This is a genomic window from Prescottella equi (genome assembly GCF_020171745.1).
Lineage (GTDB): Bacteria > Actinomycetota > Actinomycetes > Mycobacteriales > Mycobacteriaceae > Prescottella > Prescottella equi_A.
The window spans coordinates 278681-302163 of the sequence record NZ_JAIVAH010000013.1 but is presented as its reverse complement, the minus strand read 5'-3'; the positions used below and the strand labels follow the sequence as shown (position 1 = coordinate 302163).

At 69.1% G+C, this 23483-nt stretch carries 24 protein-coding genes and 1 riboswitch; of the genes, 9 read left to right on the top strand and 15 right to left on the bottom strand.

The window, feature by feature from the left end; translation table 11 throughout:
• Positions 1-8 precede the first annotated feature (8 nt).
• The 3 genes from sdhA (at position 9) to LCL87_RS11510 (ending at position 3987) form a co-directional block, all read left to right on the top strand.
• On the top strand, positions 9-1760 hold the full coding sequence (gene sdhA, locus LCL87_RS11520) for a succinate dehydrogenase flavoprotein subunit (protein ID WP_225019652.1): 1752 nt from the start codon (positions 9-11) through the stop codon (positions 1758-1760).
• The gene (locus LCL87_RS11515) at positions 1760-2536 is read left to right on the top strand and encodes a succinate dehydrogenase iron-sulfur subunit (protein WP_225019651.1); all 777 of its coding nucleotides are present in this window, start codon (positions 1760-1762) and stop codon (positions 2534-2536) included. Before sdhA ends, LCL87_RS11515 begins: the two co-directional genes overlap by 1 nt.
• 116 nt (positions 2537-2652) lie before the next feature.
• Complete coding sequence (locus LCL87_RS11510) at positions 2653-3987, top strand: D-alanyl-D-alanine carboxypeptidase family protein (RefSeq protein ID WP_225019650.1); 1335 nt, start codon at positions 2653-2655, stop codon at positions 3985-3987.
• Positions 3988-4002: 15 nt separating this feature from the next.
• Here the strand turns inward: LCL87_RS11510 and yhjD are convergent, their stop codons facing one another.
• From yhjD to LCL87_RS11475, 7 genes are all read right to left on the bottom strand, one after another.
• Positions 4003-5028 carry an inner membrane protein YhjD gene (yhjD, locus tag LCL87_RS11505; RefSeq protein WP_225019649.1) on the bottom strand — a complete coding sequence of 342 codons (1026 nt, stop codon included), beginning with the start codon at positions 5026-5028 and terminating at the stop codon, positions 4003-4005.
• Between the two features lie 7 nt (positions 5029-5035).
• Positions 5036-6079: a tryptophan--tRNA ligase gene (gene trpS, locus LCL87_RS11500; protein WP_225019648.1), complete on the bottom strand. Its 1044-nt coding sequence runs from the start codon at positions 6077-6079 to the stop codon at positions 5036-5038.
• Positions 6080-6093: 14 nt separating this feature from the next.
• Positions 6094-6537: a barstar family protein gene (locus LCL87_RS11495; protein WP_225019647.1), complete on the bottom strand. Its 444-nt coding sequence runs from the start codon at positions 6535-6537 to the stop codon at positions 6094-6096.
• Positions 6537-7013 (bottom strand): ribonuclease domain-containing protein, encoded by a 477-nt coding sequence (locus LCL87_RS11490; protein WP_225019646.1) that lies wholly within the window; start codon positions 7011-7013, stop codon positions 6537-6539. Before LCL87_RS11490 ends, LCL87_RS11495 begins: the two co-directional genes overlap by 1 nt.
• Positions 7013-7816 (bottom strand): exodeoxyribonuclease III, encoded by an 804-nt coding sequence (locus LCL87_RS11485; protein WP_225019645.1) that lies wholly within the window; start codon positions 7814-7816, stop codon positions 7013-7015. The genes LCL87_RS11490 and LCL87_RS11485 overlap by 1 nt, the downstream gene beginning before the upstream one ends.
• Positions 7817-7836: 20 nt before the next feature.
• Complete coding sequence (locus LCL87_RS11480) at positions 7837-9036, bottom strand: MFS transporter (RefSeq protein ID WP_510850742.1); 1200 nt, start codon at positions 9034-9036, stop codon at positions 7837-7839.
• A gap of 111 nt (positions 9037-9147) precedes the next feature.
• Positions 9148-10365 carry an NADP-dependent isocitrate dehydrogenase gene (locus LCL87_RS11475; RefSeq protein WP_225019644.1) on the bottom strand — a complete coding sequence of 406 codons (1218 nt, stop codon included), beginning with the start codon at positions 10363-10365 and terminating at the stop codon, positions 9148-9150.
• A 301-nt stretch (positions 10366-10666) separates the two neighbouring features.
• Positions 10667-10782, top strand: a riboswitch (SAM riboswitch).
• Positions 10783-10924: 142 nt separating this feature from the next.
• On the opposite strand from LCL87_RS11475, the gene LCL87_RS11470 reads away from it, so the two are divergent.
• Positions 10925-12235, top strand: a complete 1311-nt coding sequence (locus LCL87_RS11470) for a bifunctional o-acetylhomoserine/o-acetylserine sulfhydrylase (RefSeq protein ID WP_225019643.1) — start codon at positions 10925-10927, stop codon at positions 12233-12235.
• The gene (metX, locus tag LCL87_RS11465; protein ID WP_225019642.1) at positions 12232-13377 is read left to right on the top strand and encodes a homoserine O-acetyltransferase MetX; all 1146 of its coding nucleotides are present in this window, start codon (positions 12232-12234) and stop codon (positions 13375-13377) included. Before LCL87_RS11470 ends, metX begins: the two co-directional genes overlap by 4 nt.
• Before the next feature lie 30 nt (positions 13378-13407).
• On the opposite strand, the gene LCL87_RS11460 is transcribed toward metX, so the two are convergent.
• Together LCL87_RS11460 and LCL87_RS11455 are read right to left on the bottom strand one after the other, a co-directional pair.
• The gene (locus LCL87_RS11460; protein ID WP_225019641.1) at positions 13408-13683 is read right to left on the bottom strand and encodes a DUF3017 domain-containing protein; all 276 of its coding nucleotides are present in this window, start codon (positions 13681-13683) and stop codon (positions 13408-13410) included.
• Between the two features lie 9 nt (positions 13684-13692).
• Complete coding sequence (locus LCL87_RS11455) at positions 13693-14553, bottom strand: bifunctional methylenetetrahydrofolate dehydrogenase/methenyltetrahydrofolate cyclohydrolase (RefSeq protein ID WP_225019640.1); 861 nt, start codon at positions 14551-14553, stop codon at positions 13693-13695.
• Positions 14554-14584: 31 nt separating this feature from the next.
• On the opposite strand from LCL87_RS11455, the gene LCL87_RS11450 reads away from it, so the two are divergent.
• The gene (locus LCL87_RS11450) at positions 14585-15091 is read left to right on the top strand and encodes a GNAT family N-acetyltransferase (protein ID WP_225019639.1); all 507 of its coding nucleotides are present in this window, start codon (positions 14585-14587) and stop codon (positions 15089-15091) included.
• Between the two features lie 9 nt (positions 15092-15100).
• Here the strand turns inward: LCL87_RS11450 and LCL87_RS11445 are convergent, their stop codons facing one another.
• Positions 15101-15718 carry a pentapeptide repeat-containing protein gene (locus LCL87_RS11445; RefSeq protein ID WP_225019638.1) on the bottom strand — a complete coding sequence of 206 codons (618 nt, stop codon included), beginning with the start codon at positions 15716-15718 and terminating at the stop codon, positions 15101-15103.
• Positions 15719-15797: 79 nt separating this feature from the next.
• Between LCL87_RS11445 and LCL87_RS11440 the strand changes: the two genes are divergently transcribed.
• A complete protein-coding gene (locus tag LCL87_RS11440) occupies positions 15798-16262 on the top strand; it encodes a tRNA (cytidine(34)-2'-O)-methyltransferase (protein ID WP_225020006.1) in 465 nt (154 codons plus the stop codon).
• An 11-nt stretch (positions 16263-16273) separates the two neighbouring features.
• Here the strand turns inward: LCL87_RS11440 and LCL87_RS11435 are convergent, their stop codons facing one another.
• The gene (locus LCL87_RS11435; protein ID WP_225019636.1) at positions 16274-17176 is read right to left on the bottom strand and encodes a LysR family transcriptional regulator; all 903 of its coding nucleotides are present in this window, start codon (positions 17174-17176) and stop codon (positions 16274-16276) included.
• Positions 17177-17278: 102 nt separating this feature from the next.
• On the opposite strand from LCL87_RS11435, the gene LCL87_RS11430 reads away from it, so the two are divergent.
• On the top strand, positions 17279-18316 hold the full coding sequence (locus tag LCL87_RS11430) for a putative sulfate exporter family transporter (RefSeq protein ID WP_225019634.1): 1038 nt from the start codon (positions 17279-17281) through the stop codon (positions 18314-18316).
• A gap of 14 nt (positions 18317-18330) precedes the next feature.
• Here the strand turns inward: LCL87_RS11430 and LCL87_RS11425 are convergent, their stop codons facing one another.
• Positions 18331-19221 carry a LysR family transcriptional regulator gene (locus tag LCL87_RS11425; protein ID WP_225019632.1) on the bottom strand — a complete coding sequence of 297 codons (891 nt, stop codon included), beginning with the start codon at positions 19219-19221 and terminating at the stop codon, positions 18331-18333.
• Between the two features lie 91 nt (positions 19222-19312).
• On the opposite strand from LCL87_RS11425, the gene LCL87_RS11420 reads away from it, so the two are divergent.
• Positions 19313-20377: a TDT family transporter gene (locus tag LCL87_RS11420; protein ID WP_225019630.1), complete on the top strand. Its 1065-nt coding sequence runs from the start codon at positions 19313-19315 to the stop codon at positions 20375-20377.
• A gap of 34 nt (positions 20378-20411) precedes the next feature.
• Here the strand turns inward: LCL87_RS11420 and LCL87_RS11415 are convergent, their stop codons facing one another.
• The 3 genes from LCL87_RS11415 to LCL87_RS11405 form a co-directional block, all read right to left on the bottom strand.
• Positions 20412-20798: a DUF302 domain-containing protein gene (locus LCL87_RS11415; RefSeq protein WP_225019628.1), complete on the bottom strand. Its 387-nt coding sequence runs from the start codon at positions 20796-20798 to the stop codon at positions 20412-20414.
• 22 nt (positions 20799-20820) lie between these two features.
• A complete protein-coding gene (locus LCL87_RS11410; RefSeq protein ID WP_225019626.1) occupies positions 20821-21087 on the bottom strand; it encodes a metal-sensitive transcriptional regulator in 267 nt (88 codons plus the stop codon).
• 94 nt (positions 21088-21181) lie between these two features.
• Positions 21182-23347, bottom strand: a complete 2166-nt coding sequence (locus LCL87_RS11405; protein ID WP_225019624.1) for an MMPL family transporter — start codon at positions 23345-23347, stop codon at positions 21182-21184.
• Between the last annotated feature and the right edge of the window lie 136 nt (positions 23348-23483).

Here is a 23483-nt window from a genome sequence, read left to right as displayed (position 1 = left end):
GAGACTTCATGCAGGAACATCGTTATGACGTCGTCATCGTCGGCGCCGGTGGCGCTGGCATGCGCGCAGCCATCGAGGCCGGGCCCCGCGCTCGCACCGCGGTCCTGACCAAGCTGTACCCCACTCGTAGCCACACCGGTGCCGCTCAGGGCGGCATGTGCGCCGCTCTGGCGAACGTCGAGGAAGACAACTGGGAGTGGCACACCTTCGACACCGTCAAGGGCGGCGACTACCTCGCCGACCAGGACGCCGTCGAGATCATGGCCAAGGAAGCCATCGACGCGGTGCTGGACCTCGAGAAGATGGGTCTTCCGTTCAACCGCACCCCCGAGGGCAAGATCGACCAGCGTCGTTTCGGTGGTCACACCCGCGATCACGGTAAGGCCCCGGTTCGCCGCGCGTGCTACGCCGCCGACCGCACCGGCCACATGATCCTGCAGACGCTTTACCAGAACTGCGTCAAGCACGACGTCGAGTTCTTCAACGAGTTCTACGCGCTCGACATCGCGCTGACCGAGACCCCCGAGGGTCCGGTCGCGACCGGTGTCATCGCCTACGAGCTCTCCACCGGCGAGATCCACGTCTTCCACGCGAAGTCGATCGTCTTCGCCACGGGTGGCTCGGGTCGCATGTACAAGACGACGTCCAACGCGCACACCCTCACCGGTGACGGCATGGGCATCATCTTCCGCAAGGGCCTGCCGCTCGAGGACATGGAATTCCACCAGTTCCATCCGACAGGCCTCGCCGGCCTGGGCATCCTCATCTCGGAGGCTGTCCGAGGCGAGGGCGGCATCCTCCGCAACGCCGACGGCGAGCGCTTCATGGAGCGCTACGCCCCCACCATCAAGGACCTCGCGCCGCGCGACATCGTCGCCCGCTCGATGGTGCTCGAGGTGCTCGAGGGTCGCGGTGCCGGTCCGAACAAGGACTACGTCTACATCGACGTCACGCACCTCGGCGAGGACGTGCTCGAGGAGAAGCTCCCCGACATCACCGAGTTCGCGCGCACCTATCTGGGCGTCGACCCGGTCACCGAGCTCGTGCCGGTCTACCCGACCTGCCACTACGTGATGGGCGGCATCCCCACCAAGATCAACGGTGAGGTGCTGCGCAACAACGAGGACCACGTTCCCGGCCTGTACGCAGCCGGCGAGTGCGCGTGTGTCTCGGTGCACGGTGCGAACCGCCTCGGCACCAACTCGCTGCTCGACATCAACGTCTTCGGTCGCCGTGCCGGTATCGCTGCGGCGGCACACGCCGAGACGTCCGACTTCGTCGAGCTGCCCGAGAACCCGGCCGCGAACGTGGAGAAGTGGCTCGAGGTCATCCTCTCGGACCACGGCCACGAGCGCGTCGCGGACATCCGCACCGAGCTGCAGCAGTCGATGGACAACAACGCGTCGGTGTTCCGCACCGAGGCGACGCTGTCGCAGGCGCTGAAGGACATCAAGGCGCTCAAGGAGCGCTACAACCACATCACGGTCCAGGACAAGGGCAAGCGCTACAACAGCGACCTGCTCGAGGCCGTCGAGCTGGGCTTCCTGCTCGAAATGGCCGAGGTCACGGTCGTCGGTGCGCTCAACCGCAAGGAATCGCGTGGCGGCCACGCCCGCGAGGACTACCCGGATCGCAACGATGCCGAGTACATGCAGCACACGATGGCGTACAAGGAGGGATCGGACCTCATCTCGCCGATCCGTCTGGACTACAAGCCGGTTGTCCAGACCCGCTACGAGCCGATGGAGCGTAAGTACTGATGTCCGCACCTGTCATGGACAAGGACGCACCCGCGCTGCCGCCCGTCCCCGAGGGCGCGGTCATGGTCACCCTCAAGATCGCCCGGTTCAACCCGGAGGACGGCGAGGGCCAGCGCTGGGAGAGCTTCCAGGTTCCCACCCTGCCGACCGACCGTCTGCTGAACCTGCTGCTGTACGTGAAGGGCTACCTGGACGGAACCCTGACGTTCCGTCGGTCCTGCGCGCACGGCGTGTGCGGTTCGGACGCGATGCGGATCAACGGCGTCAACCGTCTGGCCTGCAAGGTCCTGATGCGCGACATGCTGCCCAAGGACGGCAAGCCGATCACCATCACCGTCGAGCCCATCAAGGGTCTGCCGGTCGAGAAGGATCTGCTGGTCGACATGGAGCCCTTCTTCGACGCGTTCCGCGCCGTGAAGCCGTTCCTCATGACCACGGGCAACGAGCCGACCCGCGAGCGCATCCAGTCGCAGGCGGACCGTGCCCGGTTCGACGACACCACCAAGTGCATCCTGTGTGCTTGCTGCACCACGTCGTGCCCGGTGTACTGGAGCGACGGCACCTACTTCGGCCCGGCCGCGATCGTGAACGCGCACCGCTTCATCTTCGACAGCCGTGACGAGGGCGCGTCCGAGCGTCTCGACATCCTGAACGACAAGGACGGCGTGTGGCGCTGCCGCACGACCTTCAACTGCACCGACGCGTGCCCCCGTGGCATCCAGGTGACGAAGGCTATCCAGGAAGTCAAGCGCGCGCTGCTGTTCGCCCGCAAGTGATGCCTTCGTAGGCACCCACAGCACCACCGTTTTGCGCACTTGGCGCTGATCCCGACCAGTTCGGGGCAGCGTCAAGTGCGCATTACGCGTTTGAGGGCCTACCCTGGAATTTCGTTATGGCTGCTCACCCGAAGTCCGCGCGGCGGCGAATCCTCCTGACCGCCACTGCCTCCGCACTCGTCCTGTGTGCCGGGGGCGCTCCCGCCGTGGCTCTGCCCCTCGCCGGGCAGGCTCCCCTCGTGGCGGACCCGGCCGTCGCGCCTACCACCACTCCCCCGTTCAGCACGCCGAACACCGACGCGTGCCCGCACCGCCTGTCGCCACCGCCCGCGATCGACCTGTCGGAGGTGCCGCGTCCCGGTGAGACGGCGCCGGCGCCCGTTCCGGTGCCGGACGAGCCCGTCGGCGGCGAGGCCCTCGGCAACTGCGGCATCGTCGCCGCGCCCGGGACCCCGCCGCTACCCGCCGAGATCTCCGCGACCGGGTGGGTGCTGTCCGACCTCGACACCGGTCAGGTGCTCGCCGCGAAGGACCCGCACGGCCGCTACCGGCCCGCCAGCACCATCAAGGTGCTGCTCTCGCTCGTGGCGCTCGACGAACTCGACCTGGACACGACGATCGTGGCGAACGCCGAGGCCGCGTCCATGGAGGGCAGCTCGGTGGGCCTCGGCGCCGGCGGCACATACAGCAACCTGCAACTGATGCAGGGGCTTGTCATGCGGTCCGGCAACGACGCCGCCCAGGCCCTCGCACAGCAACTCGGCGGCGAGCAGGCCACCGTCGCCAAGATGAACGCCAAGGCCGCGTCCCTGGGTGCGCTGGACACCCGGACGGCGTCCGTCTCCGGCCTCGACGGCCCGGGCATGTCGACGTCGCCGTACGACCTCGCGCTGTTCTTCCGCGCGGCGATGCAGAACCCGACGTTCGCGCAGCTGATCACGACGGACACCGTCATGTTCCCGGGACATCCAGCCGACCCGGCGAAGCCCGACGACAAGCCCGTCGAGCCGTACCCGATCTTCAACGACAACCAGTTGCTCGCGAACTACCCGGGCGCCCTGGGCGGCAAGACCGGGTACACCGACGACGCCCGTCAGACGTTCGTCGGCGGCGCCGAACGTGACGGCCGACGCCTCGCGGTCACGCTGATGGCGGCGGACGTGCTGCCGATCCGTCCGTGGGAGCAGGTCGCGCGTCTGCTCGAGTACGGATGGGCGCTCGACCCCGCCGTCTCGGTGGGTGTTCTCGTGGATCCGCAGTCCTCGGACGAGCCCGCGGTGCAGGTGGCGGGATCCGACACGCACGGTCCCGGGGGCATGGATCTGGCGTCGGGTTCGGACCTGCCGAACAAAGACGTCGCCGGCCGGGTGGCAGTGGGCATCGTCGGGTCCGGAATCGTTGTCGGACTGCTGGGTTGGGCCCGGGCGATCACGCGCCGCCGGCGACGCTGATCAGCGTCGCCAGGCTCAGTCGCCGCGGCGCCGCCACAGGCCGGCCAACCCGATCGCCGCGAGCGCGCCGGCGCCGGTGAGCGCCAGCGCCTCCTTCACCGTCGCGCCCTCACGGACCTGGACGCGGGGCTCGATGACGGCGGCCTCGGGCGGCGGCACGAACGCGTTCGCGAGGTTCTCCCGGGCAGTGGCCGCCCACGCGGTGGCGAACAGGATGAGCCGCGCGGTGAGGTTGCTGAACACCAGCAGACCGAGGATGGGGCCGAACGCGACGCCGGCCGGGCCCTGGCTGATCGCGGTCAGGTAGATCGCGCCCACCTGCCGGAAGATCTCGAACACGATCGCCGCGGCGAACGCGGCTCGTCCGGCGCTGCGCAGCGTCACCGGTTCCCGCGGCATGCGCGCGATCACCCAGGTCAGCAGCGCCCACGTGGCGAGCAGTCCGATCGCGAACGACGCGATGCGCAGCACCACCCCGACCCCGGTGACGTTCTCGGCGCCGAGCCATTCGACAACCTGGCGCGCGACGGGTCCGTTGCTGAGCGCGGACAGACCGAACGTGACGAGCATCGCCGCGCCCAGGCCGAGGAGCGCCGCGAAGTCCTTGAGCTTCGTGATCACGAAGTTGCCGGCCTCGTGGGTGTGCTCCCACATCACCGTCAGCGCGTCCCGCAGGTTCGTGATCCAGCCGATGCCGGCGTACGCGGCGCCGAGCAGGCCCAGCACACCGACGCCGGTGCGTGCGGAAATCGCCGAATCGATCAGCCCGTTGACGGTCTCACCGAGGCCGCCCGGCATGTTCTTGCTGACCTGGTCCTGGATCTCGGTGAGCCATTCGGGATGCCCCGCAAGCACGAAACCGGCGATCGCGAACGCGACCATGAGGATCGGGACGATCGCGAGGATCGTGAAGTACGTGATCCCGGCGGCGTAGTAGTCGCCCTTCTGCTGCTGGTAGCGACCGCCCGCGCGGACCAGGTGATCGAGCCACGGCCGCGCCGCACGCTGCCTGTCGAGAAAGCTGGGCGCGGCGTCGGCCATGTACGGATTACCTCCTGGTCGTCAGGAATCCCACCTTCTCATAGACCTGGCCGAGTGTCCGGGCAGCGACCTCACGGGCCCGATCGGCACCGGACGCGAGGATGCGGTCCAGCTCGGCGCGGTCGGAGAGGTAGCCGTCGACCTTCGCGCGCAGCGGCGTGACGAACTCGCCGAGCACCTCGGCGGTGTCGGCCTTGAGATCGCCGTAGCCCTTGCCCTCGTATCCCGCGACGAGGTCGTCGATGCTCTTGCCGGACAGCGCCGACTGGATCGTCAGCAGGTTGCTCACACCGGGCTTGTTCTGCGGGTCGAACCGGATCTCGCGCTCGTTGTCGGTGACGGCGGACTTGATCTTCTTGGCCGAGACCTTGGGGTCGTCGAGCAGGTTGATGAGGCCGGCGGGCGTGGGGCCGGACTTGCTCATCTTCGACGTCGGGTCCTGCAGGTCGTAGATCTTGGCGGTGCCCTTGATGATCTGCGGCTCGGGGATCACGAACGTCTTGCCGAAGCGGGTGTTGAACCGGCCGGCGAGGTCGCGTGCGAGCTCGAGGTGCTGGCGCTGGTCCTCGCCCACCGGCACGCGCTGCGGGCGGTAGAGCAGGATGTCGGCTGCCATCAGCACCGGGTAGGTGAACAGGCCGACGCTGGCATGGTCGCTGCCCTGCTTGGCCGACTTGTCCTTGAACTGGGTCATGCGGCTGGCCTCACCGAAACCGGTGATGCAGTTGAGAACCCACGCCAGCTCGGCGTGCTCGGGCACCTGGCTCTGCACGAACAGCGTCGACCGCTCCGGATCGATGCCGAGCGCGAGCAGCTGCGCGACGGCCCGCAGGGTGCGCTGGCGCAGCTCCTTCGGGTCCTGCGGCACGGTGATCGCGTGCAGGTCGGGGATGAAGTAGAAGGCGTCGAAGTCGTCCTGCAGGGGCACCCACTGCTGCAGCGCACCGAGGAAGTTGCCGAGGTGGAACGAGTCGGCGGTGGGCTGGATACCGGACAGGACGCGGGGCTTCGCTGTCGGTGCGGTCGTGGGGTTCTCTGCGGTGCTCGACATAATCCCCGATACTTTCACGCGCCGGGATCGGCGCTGCGAGGGAGGTGCACGCCGACGGCGGCAAACCGGTGGGAGACGGTATCCGCGTGTCCGGGCCGTGCCTGCAGCACGATCGACGCGTCGGTGTGGCCTGTGGCCTCCGCGAACCACGACAGTTCGGTCGGCTGTTCGTTCAGCAGCGTGTCGGCGTCGAGCACGAGCACCACCGGGCCGGCGCCGACGGTGTCGGCGATCTCGCCGAAGCACTCGTCGAACGCGTCCTTGTTGCGGCCGAAGTAGTACGGGAACTGCAGGGCTGCGGCGAATTCGTCGAACAGCGCCGCGACGGTCGGCATCCGCCGGGCCCGCACGTGTCGCACCGGACGGGCGCCGCGCAGGTCCTCCTCGATGCCCGCGGTGCGGCGCGGGTCGGCGACCAGCAGCGACAGCCCGGGCGGGAATGTCGGCGTGGGTGTCATCAGCGCATCCTCGCGAACGTCTCGTAGTGGTCGTCGGTGTACCACGCGGACCCGTCGCTGCCGGTCACGATGCGCTCGGCGTCCCGGCCCCGCCCGTTCTGCTTCCGGTTCACGTCCCACTCCTGGTAGCGGACCTTCTGCCCACCGGCGGTCGCGGGCAACCGGCCCTCGTGGTTGCCGAACGTCCGGCCGCCCTGCGTGCCCGGGGCGTCGTCCGGCGGCCAGCGCCCGGCGTCGATCGCCGCCAGCGTGGCCCACGCGGCCTGGGGTACGCCGTTCGGCTGCTGGGTGGCCGTGGTGGAAGTGGTGGTCGTGGCCTTCGCAGGCGCGGCGGCACTGCTCGTGACCGTCACCGACGACGTGACGGGAGTCTTCTCGTCGCCGCTGTTCTGGGTGCCGACGAACACCGCGACCGCGAGCCCGACGAGCGCGACCAGCAGCGCGACGATCGGGCTCTTTCGGCGTGGTGCCGCCATCAGCGGAACTGCACGGTGACGGGCGCATGGTCGGACCAGCGCTCGGCGTACGTCGCGGCCCGCTCGACGCGGGCCTCCTTGGCCCGCTCGGCGAGGCCTGGGGTGGTGAGGTGGTAGTCGATGCGCCAGCCGGCGTCGGTGTCGAACGCCTTGCCGCGGTACGACCACCACGAGTACGGACCGTCGACGTCCGGGTGCAGGTCGCGCACGACGTCGACCCAGGCACCGTCGGCGAGCAGGGCGCCCACCCAGGCACGCTCACCGGGCAGGAAGCCCGACTTCTTGACGTTGCCCTTCCAGTTCTTGATGTCCCGTTCGGTGTGAGCGATGTTCCAGTCGCCGCACACCAGCACGTCGCGTCCGGCCGCTGCGGCCGCCGCGGCGCTGCTCGCCAGGTGCGCCGCGAACGACGCCATGAAGCGTTCCTTCTGCTCCTGCTTGGGCGTCTCCGCCTCTCCGGTCGGGAGGTACAGGCTGCCGACGGTGAGCGCGTCGAAGTCGGCCTCGATGTAGCGTCCGGCGTCCGCGAACTCGTCGTCGCCGAACCCGATCCGGACGGCATCGGCGGGCCGGCGCGAGAGCACCGCGACACCATTGCGTCCCTTCGCCGACGGTTCCGCGGAGGCGACGTGCCAGCCCTGGTCCAGAGCCGGTGCCAGCGTCTCGTGCAGTTGCTTGTCGGTCGCGCGCGTCTCCTGCAGGCACACGACGTCGGCCTGGGATCCGGCGAGCCATTCGAGCAGGCCCTTGCGTGCGGCGGCGCGGACGCCGTTGACGTTGACGGTGGTGATGATGTGCGGCACGCGAAGAACCGTATCGGACATCACCGACGCGCCGTCACCACCGCGACCGCGAGCACCGCCGCCCCCGTGAGCGCGAGCGCCGATCCGACGAGCGCGGGCGCGGTGTAGCCGAGGCCGGCGGCGATCACGACGCCGCCGATCCACGCACCGAACGCGTTCGCGACGTTGAGCGCCGAGTGGTTGAGGGCGGCCGCGAGGGTCTGCGCGTCGGCGGCGACGTCCATCAGCCGGGTCTGCAGTCCCGGCACGAGCGCCGATCCGGCCGCCGCGACGAGGAACAGCACGATCATCGCGGTGTACGGGTTGTGCGCGGCGACCGCGAACAGCGCCAGGACCACCACGAGCGCACCGAGCATCGCGAACAATCCGCGGGTGAGCGCGCGGTCCGCGAGCCGGCCACCGAAGATGTTGCCGGCCACCATGCCGAGCCCGTAGACCATGAGCGCCACCGGCACCAGCGACACCGGGAGCCCGGCGACGTCCGTCATGGTCCAGCCGACGTAGGTGTACACCGCGAACATGCCCCCGAAGCCGACGGTCGCGACGACGAGCGTGAGCCACACCTGCCCACGGCGCAGTGCCGCGAGTTCGGTCCGCGGGTCGGTGGTGCGGACGTCGTGCAGGGCCGGCACCCATGCGGCGATGGCCGCGACCGTCGCCGCACCGATGATCGCGACGAGACCGAACGCGCTGCGCCAGCCCAGCCCCTGCCCGATCCAGGTCGCGGCGGGGACGCCGACGACGTTGGCGACCGCGAGCCCGCTCATCACCATCGCGACGGCCTTCGCGCGGTGCCCGGGTCCGGCGAGGTATGCGGCGACCAGCGACGCGACCCCGAAGTACGCGCCGTGCGGGAGCCCCGCGACGAAGCGCGCGACGAGCAGTCCGCCGTAGTTCGGTGCGACGATCGTCGCGGCGTTGCCGACGGTGAACGCGACCATGAGCGCGATCAGCAGCGTCTTGCGCGGCACCCGCGCGGTCAGGGCCGCGATGACCGGAGCGCCCACCACGACGCCGAGCGCGTACGCGGTGATGACGTGTCCGGCGGTGGGCTCGGAGATCCCCAGACCGCCGGCGATCTGCGGCAGCAGGCCCATCGCGACGAACTCGGTGGTGCCGATGCCGAACCCGCCCATCGCGAGGGCGAGCATCGCACGGCGACGCCCGGCGGTCTCGAGTCGGTGGCCGGCGGGCGCGGGAACGGTGGCCGAGACGGTCAAGAAGTGGAGCCTTCCGGGGACGGTGCGAACGAGACGTCCGACGGTAGTGGGGAAATGGAAACGGGACGTTCCCATGAAGGGAACGTCCCGTTTCGGTGAAGGGTTACGCGATTACGCGCGTGCCTTCTGCAGGTTCTCGTCGAGGGTCGCGAGGAACTCCTCGGTAGTCTGCCATGCCTGGTCCGGGCCGACCAGCAGTGCGAGGTCCTTGGTCATCTGGCCGTTCTCGACGGTCTTGATGACGACGTCCTCGAGCTGCTGAGCGAAGTCGATCAGCTCCGGGTTGTTGTCCAGCTTGCCGCGGTGCTCGAGGCCCCGGGTCCAGGCGAAGATCGACGCGATCGGGTTGGTCGACGTCGGCTTGCCCTGCTGGTGCTGGCGGTAGTGGCGCGTGACGGTGCCGTGTGCGGCCTCCGCCTCGACCGTGCGTCCGTCCGGCGTCATCAGCACGGAGGTCATCAGACCCAGCGAGCCGTAGCCCTGCGCAACGGTGTCGGACTGGACGTCACCGTCGTAGTTCTTGCAGGCCCAGACGTAGCCACCCTCCCACTTGAGCGAGGAGGCGACCATGTCGTCGATGAGGCGGTGCTCGTAGTGCAGACCCGCGGCGTCGAACTCGGCCTTGAACTCGGTCTCGTAGATGTTCTGGAACTCGTCCTTGAACATGCCGTCGTAGGCCTTGAGGATGGTGTTCTTCGTGGAGAGGTACACCGGGTAGTTCTGCTGCAGGCCGTACGCGAGCGAGGCGCGGGCGAAGTCCTGGATGGACTTCTTGTAGTTGTACATACCCATGACCACGCCGCCGTCCTCGGGCAGGCGGCACACCTCGTGCTGGATCGGCTCGGAGCCGTCGTCCGGGGTGTAGGTGATGGTGACGGTGCCGGCGCCGGGAGCCTTGAAGTCGGTGGCGCGGTACTGGTCACCGAAGGCGTGACGGCCGACGATCACCGGCTTGGTCCAACCGGGGACCAGGCGCGGGACGTTCGAGATCAGGATGGGCGCGCGGAAGATCGTGCCGCCCAGGATGTTACGGATGGTGCCGTTCGGCGAACGCCACATCTTCTTCAGGCCGAATTCCTCGACCCGAGCCTCGTCCGGGGTGATCGTGGCGCACTTGACGCCGACGCCGTGCTTCTTGATCGCTTCCGCGGCGTCGATGGTGACCTGGTCGTCGGTGGCATCGCGATGCTCGATCCCCAGGTCGTAGTACTCGAGATCGACATCCAGGTAGGGATGGATCAGCTTGTCTTTGATGAACTGCCAGATGATGCGCGTCATCTCGTCGCCGTCGAGTTCGACGACCTTGCCTTCGACCTTGATCTTGGACATGGGGGCTTCGCGTCCTCCTAGGAAGTGTCCCTGGTTCCGTTCCCTGGGTACTGGGGGTGCACGGGCCACTTTGTGAGTGGACCCGCCAACGGTTCAATTATCAAACGTAGACGGTTCGGATCCCCCTCGGCAGGGACGACCCAAACATGACGAGCGTACTGCTATTGCTTCGGAGCGCAACCATGCCCCCTGACTCGAGACACCTACTTACCGGTAACTTTGCAGAGTTCGCCACCCCTCGGGCTGAAAGTTCTGCCCCCTCCTTTCCGTGTGCCCGTTTCTGCCGCTAAGATCACGGCCAGGTCATGAGTGTCAGCGTCAAGCCCCGGCTCGCTGGCCGGCAACCCTCCAACCGCGGTGGGGTGCCCCGGGTGATGACCAGGTCTTCCGACTCGAGCCGGGAGACAAGCGCGGGTCCGCTGGGACGGACCCACTGACCGGGCCATGCCCCACCGGAGGTTCTTCATGTGTAGTTGTCGCGAGTAGCCGGTCCCCAGGCGCGCAGACTCTGCTGCGCCAACCTCATCTGCAGACTTGACACCCTGGAGTAGAACGACTCATGACCGAAATCACGGACGCAGTCGACCCGACGGCGAACTGGAGCTTCGAGACCAAGCAGGTCCACGCCGGACAGTCGCCCGACGGAGCCACCAACGCCCGCGCACTGCCGATCTACCAGACCACGTCGTACACGTTCGACAGCACCGATCACGCCGCGGCGCTGTTCGGTCTGGCCGAGCCCGGCAACATCTACACCCGCATCATGAACCCGACGCAGGACGCCGTCGAGCAGCGCATCGCCGCACTCGAGGGTGGCGTCGCCGCTCTGCTGCTCGCCTCCGGCCAGGCCGCCGAGACGTTCGCGATCCTCAACCTCGCCGAGGCCGGCGACCACATCGTGTCGAGCCCGCGCCTGTACGGCGGCACGTACAACCTGTTCCACTACTCGCTGCGCAAGCTGGGCATCGAGGTCTCGTTCGTCGAGGATCCCGACGACATCGAGCAGTGGCGCGCCGCGATCCGCCCGAACACCAAGGCGTTCTACGGCGAGTCGATCTCCAACCCGCGCAACGACATCCTCGACATCCCGGGGATCTCGAAGGTCGCGCACGAGAACGGCATCCCGCTGATCGTCGACAACACCGTGGCGAGCCCGTACCTGATCCGTCCGTTCGAGCACGGCGCCGACATCGTCGTCCACTCGGCCACCAAGTACCTCGGCGGCCACGGCACCGCGGTCGCCGGCGTGATCGTCGACAGCGGCAAGTTCGACTGGACGCAGGGCCGGCACACCAACTTCACGACCGCCGACCCCAGCTACCACGGCGTCGTCTACGCGGACCTGGGCGCACCGGCGTTCGCGCTCAAGGCTCGCGTGCAGCTACTGCGCGACCTGGGTTCGGCCGTCTCGCCGTTCAACGCGTTCCTCATCTCGCAGGGCATCGAGACGCTGAGCCTGCGCATGGAGCGGCACGTGGCCAACGCCAAGGCCGTCGCCGAGTACCTCGAGGCCCGCCCGGAGGTCTCGTCGGTGAACTACGCCGGTCTGCCCTCGTCGCCGTGGCACGAGCGCGCCAAGACGATCGCCCCGCGCGGCACCGGCGCGATCGTCGCGTTCGAGCTGGCCGGTGGCGTCGAAGCCGGCAAGAAGTTCGTCAACGCGCTGACCCTGCACAGCCACGTCGCCAACATCGGTGACGTGCGCTCGCTGGTGATCCACCCGGCGTCGACCACCCACTCGCAGCTCACCCCCGAGGAGCAGCTCGCGTCGGGCGTCACCCCGGGACTGGTCCGACTCGCAGTCGGCATCGAAGGCATCGACGACATCCTCGCCGACCTCGACGCCGGCTTCGCGGCGGCCGCATCTTGACCGTCAGCTCCGTTCGCAACGCCCGTCCGGCGGGGTTCCCCCCGCCGGACGGGCAGTTGTGCTTTGTCCACATCGGCTCGCTCGAGCTCGAGAGCGGTGTGGTTCTCCCCGACGTCACGCTCGCCGTCCAGCGGTGGGGTGAGCTGGCGACCGACCGGGACAACGTGATCCTCGTCGAGCACGCCCTGACCGGCGACTCGCACGTCACGGGACCGGCGGACGCCGAGCACCCCTCCCCAGGCTGGTGGGACGGTATGGTCGGCCCGGGCGCCCCGATCGACACGAACGAGTGGTGCGTGATCGCCACCAACGTGCTCGGTGGCTGCCGCGGCACGACGGGCCCCGGTTCCATCGCCGCCGACGGCACGGTGTGGGGTTCGCGCTTCCCCGAGATCTCCATCCGCGACCAGGTGGCCGCCGAGGTGGCCCTCGCCGACGTGCTCGGCATCGATCGCTTCTCGTCTGTCGTGGGCGGGTCGATGGGCGGCATGCGGACGCTCGAGTGGATCGTCGGTCACCCCGATCGGGTCGACTCGGCTCTGGTCCTCGCCGTCGGCGCGCGCGCCACCGCCGATCAGATCGGCACCCAGACCACCCAGATCGCCGCCGTCACGAGCGACCCCGAATGGCAGGGTGGCGACTACCACGGCACCGGACGGATCCCGCGGAACGGTCTGGGACTGGCCCGCCGGATCGCGCACCTGACCTACCGCACCGAAGCCGAACTCGATTCCCGCTTCTCCAACGACGCGCAGAACGACGAGAACCCCTGGGACGGTGGCCGTTACGCGGTCCAGAGCTACCTCGACCATCAGGCCGAGAAACTGGTCGCCCGCTTCGATCCCGCCACGTACGTACTGCTGACCGAGGCCATGAACCGGCACGATGTCGGCCGTGGCCGCGGCGGCGTCGCTGCGGCGCTGGCGTCGACGAACGTGCCGGTGATCGTGGGCGGCGTCGACTCCGACCGGCTGTATCCGCTGCGCCTGCAGCAGGAACTCGCGGACGGGCTCGCCGGCAGCGACCGGTTGCGGGTCCTGGTTTCGAAGGACGGCCACGACGGCTTCCTCACCGAGGCGGACGCGGTCGCCGAACTCCTGAAGGAGACGATGGAACTGGCGCGCGCTGCCCGCCGGGGCTGAGCACGAACTCCCGGAAGTCCGGTCAGCGCGTCAGTCGGTCCCGAGCGGGTCGATCGACGCCGCCAGCGCGATGATCGTGGCGCCGACGAGCGCCATCGCCGCCACGTCGAATCCCTTGCCACGCACGGCGAGCAGCCCGACCCGGTCGGACGACAGCGCTGCACGCAGCAATGCCGCCAGCACCATGGCGCCCCCGAGAACGAGGGCGCCACGTCGCCAGCGGTCGGCGAGAACCAGCACGAAGGCCGCCGCCACCACGAGGAGGACGGCGAGCAACGGCCAATTCCTGCGCACGAACTGCGTCACGGACAATGCCTAGTCGGACTGACCGGCGAGCTGCTCGGCCCGCTCCACGACGTTGCTGAGCAGGAAGGCACGCGTGAGCGGTCCGACGCCACCGGGGTTCGGCGAGATGAAGCCGGCGACCTCGCGGACGTCGTCGGCGACGTCACCGCGCAGTCCGTCGGCGGTGCGGCTGACGCCCACGTCGAGAACCGCGGCACCCGGCTTGACCATGTCGGCGGTGATCAGCCCGGCGACGCCGGCTGCGGCGACGACGATGTCGGCGCGGCGCACCTCGGCGGCGAGATCCTTGGTGCCGGTGTGGCACAGCGTGACCGTCGCGTTCTCCGAGCGGCGCGTGAGCAGCAGCCCGATGGGGCGGCCGATCGTGACGCCGCGGCCGACGACCGTGACGTGGGCGCCGTCGATCGGCACCTCGTAGCGGCGCAGCAGGTGCACGACGCCGCGCGGGGTGCACGGCAGCGTCGCCTCCTTGCCGAGGACCAGGCGGCCCAGGTTCACCGGGTGCAGGCCGTCGGCGTCCTTTTCGGGGTCGATGCGCTCGAGGGCGGCGTTCTCGTCGAGATGCTTGGGCAGCGGAAGCTGCACGATGTAGCCGGTGCACTCGGGGTTGGCGTTGAGCTCGTCGATCGTGGCCTCGAGCTCTTCCTGCGTGATGTCGGCCGGCAGGTCGCGGCGGATCGAGGTGATGCCCACCTTCGCGCAGTCGTTGTGCTTGCCGCGCACATAGGATGCGGAACCGGGATCCTCGCCGACGAGGATCGTGCCCAGTCCGGGCGTGATGCCCTTCTCCTTCAGGGCTGCCACCCTGGCCTCGAGGTCGGTGAAAATCTCGTCGCGGGTTGCTTTGCCATCCAGGATCGTTGCAGTCACGGCGACCATTGTTCCAGGCTAGGGTCGCTGGATGTCACCGGCTCCGGATCTTCGCGGTCCACGTGTCCTGTTGACCCCCGTCCAGCCATCCCACCACGAGCGACTGCGCGAGATCCATCGGCTCCCCGAGGTGAGCCGATGGTGGAAGGAACCGGACGCGGACTGGCCGACCACCGAGCCCGGCACCGTCGCGTACACGGTGTTCCTCGGCGACCGTGTCGTGGGCTTCGCGCAGTGGTACCAGGAGTCCGACCCCGAGTTCCGGCACGCCGGTCTGGACCTGTTCCTCGACGGCGCCGTGCACGGGCAGGGTCTGGGAACCGAAGCGGTCCGGACGCTGTGCACGCACCTCGTCGACGACCTCGGCTTCCACCGGATCGTCATCGACCCCGAGTCCGCGAACGCGGCGGCGATCGCGTGCTACCGCAAGGTGGGGTTCCGTGAGGTCGGCGTCATGCGCGAGTACTGCCGGGGCGCCGACGGTGTGTGGCGCGACGGGCTCCTGATGGACCTGCTGGCGCACGAACTCGTGCGCTGACCGGCAGCTTCACCACGGTTCGACGGTCAGCCCGTGCGCGACCGCGTAGGCGACCGCCTGCGTCAGCTCGACCTGCGTCTTGTCGAGTTTCGCGGCGGTCCACAGCCCGGGATCGACGTGTGCACCGCGCAGATCGGCGCCCTCGAGCCGGATGGCCTCGACCCGCGCTCCCGACAGGTTCACCGAGCGCAGCACGGCGCCGCGCAGATCGGCCTGCACCAGGTTGGCCTCCCGGAAGCGGCAGTCCGTGAAGTCCAGCCCCCGCAGGTCCGCACCGCCCATCGATACCAGCGTGAAATCGACCTCCTCGAGCACCAGGGGCCGCATCTGACAGTCGACGAAGATCGATCCGAGCATGCTGCAGCTACGGAAGCTGCTGTGCCACATCGTGGTCCGCGCGAACATGCACGACCGGAACGCACTGCCGTGGTGGTGCGAGTCGGTGAGATCGGCACCGGTGAAGTCGCATTCGGTGAAGACCACGTACTCGGTGTTCAACTCGGACAGGTCGGCATCGCGGAACGAGCACGCGGTGTAGTGCTGCCGACTCCACTTCTCCCCGGTCAAGCGGGCATCGGAGAAGTCCTCCCCCACGATCTCGACGATTTCTCCGGTCATGTGTCCCATGCTGCCCTCGCCCACCGACAATTTCGACCGGTGCGATCCGCCCGGCGGCGCGCCGTCCGCGCCTGGCAAGCTGAACGTCGTGTTCCGAGTGATGTTCCACGAGCCCCGCATCCCACCCAACACGGGAAACGCGATCCGCATGGTCGCCGGCACGGGCTGCGAACTGCACCTCGTCGGCCCGCTCGGGTTCGACCTGTCCGAGCCCAAGCTGCGGCGCGCAGGCCTCGACTACCACGACCTCGCGTCGGTCACGGTGCACGAGAACCTCGAGGCCGCGTGGGCCGCGCTGCGACCCGACCGGGTCTTCGCGTTCACCGCGCACGCGTCGACGTCGTACGCGGACCTCGCCTACCGGCCGGGTGACGTCCTGTTGTTCGGCCCCGAGCCGACCGGGCTGTCGCAGGAGGTCCTCGACGACCCGCATGTCACCGAACAGGTGCGCATCCCGATGGTGCCGGGCCGGCGGTCGCTGAACCTGTCCAATGCGGCGGCCGTCGTCACGTACGAGGCCTGGCGCCAGCACGGCTTCAGCGGAGGCGTCTAGCCGGGAGGCATCTAGCCGACGGCGGTGCGGCGCACCATGCGCACCAGGTCGCCGGCCGGACCGGACAGCTGACGCCCTCCGCGCCACACCGCGCGCAGGCTGCGTTCGAGGACGAGCCCGTCGACGTCGACGACCTTCAGCTCGCCCGCGGCCACCTGATCGGCGATCGCGAGGGTGCTCATCACCGCGGGACCGACGCCCGCGATGATGCTGGTGCGGATGGCCGCGGCACTGCCGAGTTCGAGCAGCGGCGGCGTGCACGGCAGATCCTGCAGGGCGACGTCGAGGGTGGTCCGGGTGCCCGAGCCGGGTTCGCGGACCACGAGGGGCGTCTGCGCCAGCTCGGCCACGGTGATCGGCTTGCGGCGCCGCGTCCACGGATGTGCCGGATGCACGACCACGACGAGCTTGTCCCGCGCGACGGTGACGCTGTTCAGGCCGCGCGGCAGCGTCGGTGATTCGACGAATCCGACGTCGCACGCACCCGACTCGAGCCGCTCGAACACCTGGGTGGAGTTGAGCACCTGGAGGTGGATGGTGACGTCGGTGTCGAGGCTCCGGAAGCGGCCGAGCCAGCCGGGGAGCAGGTGTTCGGCGACGGTCATGCTGGCGCCGATGGTCAGCTCCGCGGAGCGTTCGGCGCGGAGCCCGTCTGCGACGTCGAGCAGTCGGTGCGCCTCACCGAGCAGGCGTCGCGCCCAGTGCACGATCACGGTGCCCTGCGGGGTGAGCGTGGATCCGGTGGTGCGCCGATCCAATAGCGGCATGCCGAGGTGCCGCTCGAGCTGCTTGATCGCGCGGCTGCCGTTGGGCTGCGCTATTCCCGCGTTTCTGCTTGCGGCACTGAGACTTCCGTGGTCGTCGACACCCACGAGCAGTTCCAGGACATCGAGGTCGGGCCAGCGTCGACGCATTCGCAGATTGTATGCGCCGAACTATTGACATATCCGATCGATATGCCGTCATGCCGTTTTGCCGTCTACCGAACGACCGTTCAGTGCCGGAATCTGGAAGTCATGAGCAGTAGCGTCGACCAGCAGCCCGTCGTCCCCGCCGCACCCGACCGCGCGCGGACCGCCGCGGCCTCGCTGATGCCGGGTGTCGCGGTCGCCGCCGTGGCCACCGCCGTCGCGATGGGCATCGGACGCCTGCTCCCGACCGTCAGCCCACTGCTGATCGCGATCGTGCTCGGCGCCGTCGCCGCCAACACCGTGCACCTTCCCGCGACGATCCGGCCCGGGCTCACGTTCTCGTCGAAGAAGCTCCTGAGGGTCGGCATCGCCCTGCTGGGGCTGCAGCTGATGCTCAGCGACATCGTGGGGCTCGGGTGGGGCATGATCGCCGTCGTCGTCGCGATCGTCACCCTCGGCATCACCGGAACCATGGCGATGGGCAGCATGCTCGGGCTGTCGTGGACGCAGCGTCTGCTGATCGCGTGCGGGTTCTCGATCTGCGGTGCGGCCGCGACCGCCGCGGTGGACGGTGTCGTCGACGCCAAGGAGGAGGAAGTCCTCACCGCGGTGGCGCTCGTCGTGCTCTTCGGCACCCTGATGATCCCCACGATCCCGCTGCTCTCGCAGGCCATGGGGATGGACGAGACGGAGGCCGGAATGTGGGCGGGCGGATCGATCCACGAGGTCGCCCAGGTCATCGCGGCCGGCGGCGCGCTCGGCGGCGGCGCCCTCGCCGTCGCGGCAGTCGTGAAGCTCGCCCGCGTGGTGATGCTCGCTCCGGTCATGGCCGTGATCGGCCTCCAGCAGCGTCGCCGGTCCGACGGGGCGACCACCGGCACCCGGCCGCCGCTGGTGCCGCTGTTCGTGGTCGCGTTCCTCGCGTGCGCGGCGCTGCGCTCGACCGGCGTGCTCCCCGACGGTTTCCTTTCCGCCGCCAAGGTCGCGCAGACCGCGCTGTTGACGGCCGCGATGTTCGCACTCGGCACCGGCGTCCACATCGCCACCATCAGGAAGGTCGGCCCACGCCCCCTCGCGCTGGCCGCGATGTCGACGGTGTGGGTCGCCACGATCGCCTTGGTCGGCGTGCTGATCGTGAATTGATCACGCGCGGAACATCATCCACCGCACGCAATGTCGAGGAAGTCACGCGCCGCGCCGCGCAGCCCACGGGACCCGTCCCACACGGCGAGCAGTCGTCGCGGCATGCGCAGGCCCTGCACCGGAACGGATGCGAGTCGCCCGTCGTGCAGGTCGGCTTCGACCGCGAGTGACGAGACCACCGCCGGCGCGTTACCGGCGACGACCGCGGCCTTGACCGCGGTGCACGACGTGAGTTCGAGCAGTGGGTCGACGCAGCCGGGCACGGCGTGTTCGAGGGTCGTGCGGGTGCCGGATCCGGGCTCGCGCTGGATCAGCGGGGTGGCCGCGAGTTCGCTGGGGTCGATCGGGGCCCGTGCGATCCACTTGTGGTCGGGCGGGACGATCACCACCAGTTCGTCGTGCGCGACCTCGACCGCGCGCAGACCGTCCGGGGCGACCGGGCCCTCGACGAACCCGAGATCGGCCTCGCCCGCCCGTACCTGGGCGGCGACGTCGGTGGAGTTGAGCAGTCGCACCGAGGTGACGACATTGGGGTACTTGCGCCGCATCGCGACGGTCCAGCCCGGGACCAGGTATTCGGCGATCGTCATGCTGGCGGCCACGGTCAGGTTCGCGTCCCGCTCGCCGCGCAGCGCGGCGACGCCGGAGGCCATCTCCTCGGCGGAGTCGAGGATCGCCGACGCCCATTCCAGGATCAGCGCGCCCTCGGCGGTGGGCTGGACACCGCCGGCGCCGCGATCGAACACCCGCAGCCCGAGCTGACGCTCCGCGGAGCGCACGCGGGCGCTCACGGCCTGCTGACTGAGTCCGTGTTCGCGTCCGGCCGCGCCCATGCTCCCGAGCCTGCCCACCGCGACCAGCACGTCCAGCGCGGCGAGTTCGGGAACACGGTTCGAAAGCGGCATAGCACTAAGGCTAGACCCACAAACCGCGTTTGTATCCCGTCCACTCCGAGGCTTCTACCGGGAACAACGCCGGAACGGCAGTGTTGGTTTCATGCTTACCGCTCCACGTCTGGCCCACCTGACACCCAACTGGTTCGCCGTGGTGATGGGCACCGGCATCATCGCCATCGCCACGTCGTCGCTCCCGGTCAACCTGCCGGGCCGACGCGGAATCGCCCTGACGTTCTGGATCCTCGCGGTGGCCCTGCTGGCGGTGCTGGTGACGGCGTTCGCCGTGCACTGGATCCGGCACACCGAGCACGCCCGCGAGTATGCGCGCAGTGCCACGATGTTCCCGTTCTACGGCGCACTGCCGATGGCCGTGCTCACCGTCGGTGCCGGCACCGCGGCGGTCGGTTCGACCGTGATCCCGGCCGGTCTCGCGTTCGGAATCGCGGGCACCCTGTGGGCGATCGGCACCATCGGGGGCCTCGTGACAAGTGCGGTGATGGCGGCGCGGCTGCGGGCCGTCGCCGACCGCGGCACCGCGGTTCCCGCGTGGCTGATGCCGGTGGTGCCGCCGATGGTCTCGGCCGCGACCGGTGCCGCGCTGGTGACCCACCTGCCCGAGGGCCTGCCGCGGGTCGCGATGCTGGCGGGCTGCTACGCGTTGTTCACGCTGGCGCTGGTCTTCGCGCTGTTCATCGTCTCGCTGGTCGCGAGCGAGTTCCGCGACGGTGGGCTGCCGCCGCTGCAGGCGCTGCCGACGATGTGGATTCCGCTCGGCATCGTCGGGCAGTCGATCGCGGCCGCCAACAATCTGGGCACCGCGGCCGGACACGCCGTCGGGCACGACACCGCGAATGCGCTGCACCTGTTCGGCCTCGGCTACGGGCTGCTGATGGGGACGGTCATGATCGTCGTGATCGCCGCGGTCTGCGTCCTGACGGCCCGCGCCTTCCGTCAGGGTCTGACGTTCACCATGAGCTGGTGGAGCTTCATCTTCCCGGTCGGCGCGTGCGCCGTGGGAATGGGAGCGTTCGGTGTCGCGGGCGACTTCGAGATTCCGCGACTGCTCTCGGCCGGACTGCTGGGCGCCCTGGTCGTCGCCTGGTGCGTGGTGGCAGTGCACACCGCACACAAGGTTCGGACCAGGGCGCTCCCGGCTCCGGCCTGAGCCGGGCCGGACAGCCGTCAGCCGAGGACGCCGGTCAGGCCAGCGCGTCGATCGCGGCCTGCAGGCGGGTCGTCGCCTCGGCGGCGACCGCCTCGAGTCCGGGCTCCTCGGTCACCGCGACCATGAGCGCCGGGTTCATCGCCTCGACGATGACGCCGTCACCGTCGGAGCGGACGACGACGTTGCACGGCAGCAGCAGACCGATCTGCCGGTCCACGCCGACCGCGCGATGCGCGAGCTGGGGATTGCAGGCACCGAGGATGACGTACTGCTCCATCTCGGCGCCGATCTTCGCCTTCAGCGTCGCCTGCATGTCGATCTCGGTGAGGACACCGAAACCCTGCTCCTGCAACGCCGCCCGTGTCTTGGCGATGGCGTCGTCGAACTCGGTGTCAAGTCGGGTCGAGATTCCCAATTCCATCACGGACTCCTCAGGGTCGATTTCAGGCCAGGGCCAGGAACAGCTTCTCGAGCTCGGCCTCGGTGAGCGGCTCGGACGCCGTGCCGTCGCCGGCCAGGCATTCGCGCAGCCCGGTGGCAACGATCTTGAATCCGGCCCGGTCGAGCGCTCGGGACACGGCCGCCAACTGTGTGACGACGTCCTTGCAGTCACGGCCGTTCTCGATCATCGAAATGACGCCCGCCAGCTGTCCCTGCGCGCGGCGCAGGCGGTTGAGCACCTTGGCGATGCTCTCTTCGTCTCCGGTCATGTGAGACCTCCTAGTTCTACGTCCAGATTACCCACAGGGGTATCCGGCCGGATCCGGCTGTGACCACTGTCATTCGCCGGATCCGGCGCCGGGATCACCCGTGTGAGAACGTGATGTTCGGCAGCGCCTTGCGCAGCCAGTTCGGCGACCACCAGGCCGCGTTCCCGGTCAGCCGCAGCAGGGCCGGCAACAGCACCAGGCGGATCAGGACGGCGTCGAGCAGGACGGCGATGCCCAGCAGGATGCCCATCTCCTTCGGCGGCAGCGGTTCGGCCAGCGCGAAGCTGAAGAACACGCCCACCATGACGGCCGCGGCCGCGAAGATGACCCGTCCGGAGTGCGCCATGCCCGAGATCTGGGCGCCGCGCGCGCTGCCGGTCTTCTCGTACTGCTCCTTGACAGTCGACAGCAGGAACACCGTGTAGTCCATCGCGATCGCGAAGATCATCGCGAAGAAGAACACCGGACCCCAGCCGTCGAGGAAGCCCTGCGGCGTGAAGCCGAGCAGGTCGGACAGGTGCCCGTCCTGGAAGATCAGCTTCGACGCACCGAACGCCGCGGCGGTCGAGAGCAGGCTCACGACGGTGCCGATCAGCGAGACCAGCGGGGCCTGTAGCGCCACCAGCAGCAGCAGGAAGCCCAGCACCAGGATCACGGCGATGACGATCGGCAGGTAGTCGTTCAACGCCGTCTGCAGGTCCAGGTTCTCCGCCGGAGCACCGCCCACGAGGGCACTGTCGGGCAGCTCGCCGCGCAGGGTGTCGAGCGTGCCGCCGAGCGCCGGGTCCGACGGGTCGACCGTCGGCAGCGCCTGCATCATCACCAGGCCGGAACCGTCCGATGCCGGCATCGCGGGGGTCACCGCGGCCACGCCGTCGACGGCTACCGCAGCCTCGGCCGCAGCGGGTGCGTCGGCCTCGGGGACCACGATCTGCAGTGCGCCCGGTGCGCCGATACCCATCTGCTCCTGCACCAGTTCGTAGCCCTGACGCACGGCGGCGTCCTCGGGCACGACCTGGATCGACGGCATCGCGACCTTGAGGCCCAGCACCGGGATGGCGAGTCCGATCAGGATCGCGACGGCACCGACCGCGAACGGCCACGGGTGCCGGTCGAGCAGCTTGCCCCACTTGGTGAACAGCGGTGAACCGTCGGTCTCGTTCTGCTGCTTCTTGGCATACGGCAGCGAACCGGCGTTGACCTTGCGGCCCAGCTTCGCGAGGACCGCGGGCAGCAGCGTCAAAGTCGCGGCGAGCACGAACACGACCGCGAGCATGATGCCGACCGCCATCGTCCGGACCGCGGGTGCGGGGACCAGCAGCACGGCCGACAGGCTCACCAGGACCGTCAGGCCCGACAGCAGCACGGCCTTGCCCGCGGTGTCCATCGTCTCGGCGACCGCCAGGCGTGCGTTCGCAGTCTTGCGCAGCGCGTCCCGGAAGCGGACGACGAGGAACAGCGCGTAGTCGATGCCGAGCGCGAGCGCGAACATCATCGCGAAGTTCATGGCCCACACCGAGATCGGCGTGATCTCGTTGAGCAGCACCAGCGCACCCGCGGACGCGACCAGACCGGCCATCGTCAACAGCAGCGGCAGTCCCGCGGCGACGAGCGAGCCGAACGCGAGGACCATGATGCCGAGCGTGACGGGCCACGACATCATCTCCGCCTTGATCATGGCGTCGTGGTTGGCCTTGTTGAAGTCGCTCCACAGCGCCGACGCACCGGTCGGGTAGACGTCGATGCCGTCGCCCGAGAGCGCCTTCAGGTCACCGCCGAGGTCGTCGACCGCGCGCACCATGTCGTCGGTGTTCGCGTTCGCGCCGGCGACCAGGATGCCGGTGTGCCCGTCGGGGCTGATCGTCATGCCGGGCTGCGGCGGGATCACCTCGCCGATGCGGGCGTCGGCGGTCAGCACCGACGTCGCCTCGCCGAGCACCTGCTGCACGGCCGGATCGTCGAGCGGCTTGTCGTCGGAGTGGACGACGACCTGGATCGCCGACGACGCGTTGCCGCCGAAGTGCTCCTGCGCGAGTTCGCGCACCTGCACCGACTCGGAGCCGTTGGCCTGCCAGCCGGCGCCGGCCAGCGAGCTGAACACCGACGGCGCTGCGGCACCGAGGGCGACGACCAGCACGAGCCACGCGGTGATCACCCATTTGAAGTTGTCGGCCATCGCGGCACCGAGCCGGGCGAGTGGGCCGCCGACGGACTCGGTGGATGGCGGCGGGGAGTCCTGCCGCTGTCCGGTGGTGGTCATGGGGATGCCTTTCGTAGTCGTGGTTCTTCTGATCCGGTGTCCTCGCGTTTTGCGCACTTATCGCGCGTCTGGAGGTGGATTTCGCGCGATAAGTGCGCAAAACGCGAAGGGGGCGGGGGACCCGAAAATACGGGTG